General features: G+C 61.1%; 4 protein-coding genes. 3 read left to right on the top strand and 1 reads right to left on the bottom strand.

Going from position 1 to position 3,948, the window contains the following annotated elements; genetic code table 11:
• Positions 1-1,333, bottom strand: a 1,333-nt coding sequence (locus tag EN939_RS24360; RefSeq protein WP_164751184.1) for an acetyl-CoA carboxylase biotin carboxylase subunit, incomplete at its 3' end; no start/stop codon positions are given.
• Positions 1,334-1,530: 197 nt separating this feature from the next.
• Here EN939_RS24360 and EN939_RS24355 point away from each other — a divergent pair.
• The 3 genes from EN939_RS24355 (at position 1,531) to EN939_RS24345 (ending at position 3,908) form a co-directional block, all read left to right on the top strand.
• Complete coding sequence (locus EN939_RS24355) at positions 1,531-2,658, top strand: S-(hydroxymethyl)glutathione dehydrogenase/class III alcohol dehydrogenase (protein ID WP_127270241.1); 1,128 nt, start codon at positions 1,531-1,533, stop codon at positions 2,656-2,658.
• 70 nt (positions 2,659-2,728) lie between these two features.
• Positions 2,729-3,199 carry a YaiI/YqxD family protein gene (locus tag EN939_RS24350; protein WP_127270240.1) on the top strand — a complete coding sequence of 157 codons (471 nt, stop codon included), beginning with the start codon at positions 2,729-2,731 and terminating at the stop codon, positions 3,197-3,199.
• A gap of 31 nt (positions 3,200-3,230) precedes the next feature.
• Entirely contained in the window at positions 3,231-3,908 is a 678-nt protein-coding gene (locus tag EN939_RS24345; protein WP_023810520.1) for a DUF1345 domain-containing protein, read from the top strand.
• Positions 3,909-3,948: the final 40 nt, after the last annotated feature.

Here is a 3,948-nt window from a genome sequence, read left to right as displayed (position 1 = left end):
AAGCGGTTGATATCCGCCCTTCCCGCCAACGCGGATGCTGCATCAAGGCAGCCAGGAACGGAATGTTGTGCTCGATACCGTCGACGACGAAGCTGTCGAGCGCTTCCGACATGGCATCGATGGCCTCCAGACGCGTCGGCGCCCAGGTGCACAGCTTGGCGAGCATCGGATCGTAGAACATCGAGATTTCGGAGCCTTCGGTGACGCCGGTGTCGTTGCGGATGATGACATCGCCGAATTGTCCTTCCTCAGGCGGCCGGTAGCGTGTCAGCCGGCCGATCGACGGCAAGAAGTTGCGGTAGGGATCTTCGGCATAGAGCCGGCTTTCCACTGCCCAGCCGTTCAGTTTGACATCGCTTTGTTTGATGGCAAGCTTTTCGCCGGCGGCGACGCGAATCATCTGCTCGACCAGATCAATGCCTGTGACGAGCTCCGTCACCGGATGCTCGACCTGCAATCGTGTATTCATTTCAAGGAAATAGAAGTTCTTGTCCTTGTCGACGATGAATTCGACCGTGCCGGCGCTCTGGTAGTCGACGGCCTTGGCCAGCGCCACCGACTGCTCACCCATAGCCTTGCGCGTCTCGGCATCCAGGAACGGCGACGGCGCCTCTTCGGCGACCTTCTGGTTGCGTCGCTGGATCGAGCATTCGCGCTCGCCGAGATAGAGCGCATTGCCATGCGCGTCGGCCAGCACCTGAATTTCGATATGGCGCGGATCGACGACGAATTTCTCGATGAAGACACGATCGTCGCCGAACGAACTCTTGGCTTCCGAGCGCGCGCGGTCGAAGCCGTCGCGCACTTCGGCCTCGCTCCAGGCGATGCGCATGCCCTTGCCGCCGCCGCCGGCCGAAGCCTTGATCATCACGGGGTAGCCGATTTCGCCGGCAATCTTTTCGGCATGGTCGGCATTCTCGATGACGCCGAGCCAGCCGGGCACGGTGGAAACCTTGGCGGCGTTGGCGAACTTCTTCGATTCGATCTTGTCGCCCATCGCCTTTATGGCCTTGGGCTTCGGGCCGATGAAAATGATGCCTTCCGCTTCCAGCGCTTCGCAGAAGGCCGCCCGCTCGGACAGGAATCCGTAGCCGGGATGCACGGCCTGGGCCCCCGTTTCCTTGCAGGCGGCGATGATCTTTTCCGGGACGAGATAGCTCAGCGCGGCTGGTGAAGGCCCGATATGCACCGCCTCGTCGGCCATCTCGACATGCACGGCATCGCGATCGGCATCGGAATAGACGGCAACCGTGGCGATGCCCATCTTGCGCGCCGTCTTGATGACGCGGCAGGCAATTTCGCCGCGATTGGCGATCAGGATCTTGGTGAACATGCGAAATGTCATCCCTCGGGTCGGCCGTTCCTTTTATGGCCTGTGCTTGCAGGGTCAAGCCGACCATGCAATTCACTGCCTTTCAATCGACTTGCGATTCCAATTCATCGCTGTGGCCCAGTCAGGGAGCCAGCCGCCAGTTGATCGTGTCGGCAAAACCTGAAACCTTGGAAAAAACTCGCATTGGAGGACGTCTGATGAAAACCCGCGCCGCTGTCGCTGTCGCCGCCGGAAAGCCGCTGGAGATCATGGAGGTCGATCTCGACGGCCCACGTGAGGGCGAGGTGCTGGTCGAGATCAAGGCGACCGGCATCTGCCACACCGACGAATTCACGCTGTCGGGTGCTGATCCTGAAGGTCTGTTTCCGGCCATCCTCGGCCATGAGGGCGCTGGCGTCGTCGTCGATATCGGCAAGGGCGTCACCTCGCTCAAGAAGGGCGACCACGTCATCCCGCTCTACACGCCCGAATGCCGCCAGTGCCATTCCTGCCTGTCGCGAAAAACCAATCTGTGCACGGCCATCCGCGCCACCCAGGGCCAGGGCCTGATGCCCGATGGTTCATCGCGCTTCTCGATCGGCAAGGACAAGATCTTTCACTATATGGGCTGCTCGACTTTCTCCAACTTCACCGTGCTGCCCGAGATCGCGCTAGCCAAGGTCAACCCCGACGCGCCCTTCGACAAGATCTGCTACATCGGCTGCGGCGTCACCACCGGCATCGGTGCTGTGATCAACACCGCCAAGGTCGAGATCGGCGCCACCGCCGTCGTCTTCGGCCTCGGCGGAATCGGCCTCAACGTGATCCAAGGCCTGAAACTTGCCGGCGCCGACATGATCATCGGCGTCGATTTGAACAACGACAAGAAGGAGTGGGGCGAGCGCTTCGGCATGACGCATTTCGTCAATCCGAAGGAGATCGACGGCGATGTCGTGCCCCACCTCGTCAACATGACCAAGCGTGGCGCCGACCAGATCGGCGGCGCCGACTACACATTCGACTGCACCGGCAGCACCAAGGTGATGCGCCAGGCGCTGGAAGCCTCGCATCGCGGCTGGGGCAAGTCGGTCGTCATCGGCGTCGCCGGTGCCGGCCAGGAGATCTCGACGCGGCCGTTCCAGCTGGTCACCGGCCGCACCTGGATGGGAACCGCCTTCGGTGGCGCGCGCGGCCGCACCGACGTGCCCAAGATCGTCGACTGGTACATGGACGGCAAGATCCAGATCGACCCGATGATCACTCACACGCTGAAGCTCGAGGACATCAACAAGGGTTTCGATCTCATGCATGAGGGCAAATCGATCAGAAGCGTCGTGGTTTACTGAGGAAGATACCAGGCCGCCGCCCAATCGGCCCGCGACCTCTGTGGTTCACAAGTGGGAGGAGAAAAGAAACATGAGCGAACTCCCCGCTATTCTCGTCGATGCAGACGCCTGCCCGGTCAAGGCCGAGGTCGAAAAAGTGGCCGACCGGCATGGCGTCGTTGTCACCTACGTCTCCAATGGCGGCCTGCGGCCATCGCGCGATCCGATGATCCGCAATGTGGTGGTCTCCAAGGGCGCTGATGCCGCCGACGACTGGATCGTGGACAATGCACGCACCAACGACATTGTGATCACCGCCGACATTCCGCTGGCCGCCCGCGCGGTGGCACTCGGCGCCCATGTGCTTGGGCCAACGGGACGCCCCTTCACGCCGGAAACGATCGGCATGGCGGTAGCCATGCGTGACCTGAAGCAGCATCTGCGCGAGACCGGCGAAAGCAAGGGCTACAATGCCAGCTTCGCGCCGCAAGACCGGTCGCGGTTTCTCGGCGAACTCGACCGCATCTTGCGGCGGGCGCTCAAATCCGCCACACCAGACTAGAAACCGAGCGCCATTCAAGGTTGGAACCGACATGGCTGCCGAAACCCCGGTGAAGTCTCCCATTCAGCGCCACATGTTGTTCGCTGTGTCGGCCTGCGTTGGCGTTTTTGCGCTTCTCGTGGCGTTGCTGCTGCACGCCCCGCTTGCCTATTCGATCGGCGCCAACGCGTTCTTTGCCGCTTATGTCATTCTCGTCGTCGCCCAGATGCCGAAGTTCACCGGCAGGTATCTGAGCAGGAATGCGCGTGCCACGGACCAGCCGGTGCTGGTCATCTTCGCTGTGACGCTTGTCGTCGTCGGCGTTGCCGTTATCTCATTGTTCCTACTGATCAATCAGAAGGACAGAAGCCATCCCGTCGAGCTCACCTTCGCGCTGCTGTCGATCCCGCTCGGCTGGTTCACCATTCATGCCATGGCAGCGCTCCATTATGCTCATGTCTACTGGATGGACGGCGATGCTGTGGATGCCGAGACCAGGAAGAAAATCCCTGTCGGCGGACTGCTGTTCCCGGGCGACAAACGGCCGGAGGGCTGGGACTTCCTGTACTTCTCGACGGTGATCGGCATGACGGCACAGACCGCCGATACCAACATCTCGACCACGCATATGCGTCGTGTCGTGCTTGTCCATTCGATCCTGTCGTTTTTCTTCAACACGGTCATCGTCGCCGCCGCCGTCAATCTCGCCGTCAGCCTGGGCGGTCCGTAATAAATCCGTGATCGGATGAAACATCGGTTTGGATCGCGAC

The organism is Mesorhizobium sp. M7A.F.Ca.CA.002.05.1.1 (genome assembly GCF_003998335.1).
GTDB lineage: Bacteria > Pseudomonadota > Alphaproteobacteria > Rhizobiales > Rhizobiaceae > Mesorhizobium.
Note: the sequence above shows the minus strand (reverse complement) of the source record. Positions and strands in the feature narration are given on the sequence as shown.

What these genes read in the sequence shown, in the direction of transcription:
- EN939_RS24345 (WP_023810520.1), top strand. Translation starts at nt 3,231, where the DNA reads ATGGCTGCCGAAACCCCGGTGAAGTCTCCCATTCAGCGCCACATGTTG.
- EN939_RS24350 (WP_127270240.1), top strand. Translation starts at nt 2,729, where the DNA reads ATGAGCGAACTCCCCGCTATTCTCGTCGATGCAGACGCCTGCCCGGTC.
- EN939_RS24355 (WP_127270241.1), top strand. Translation starts at nt 1,531, where the DNA reads ATGAAAACCCGCGCCGCTGTCGCTGTCGCCGCCGGAAAGCCGCTGGAG.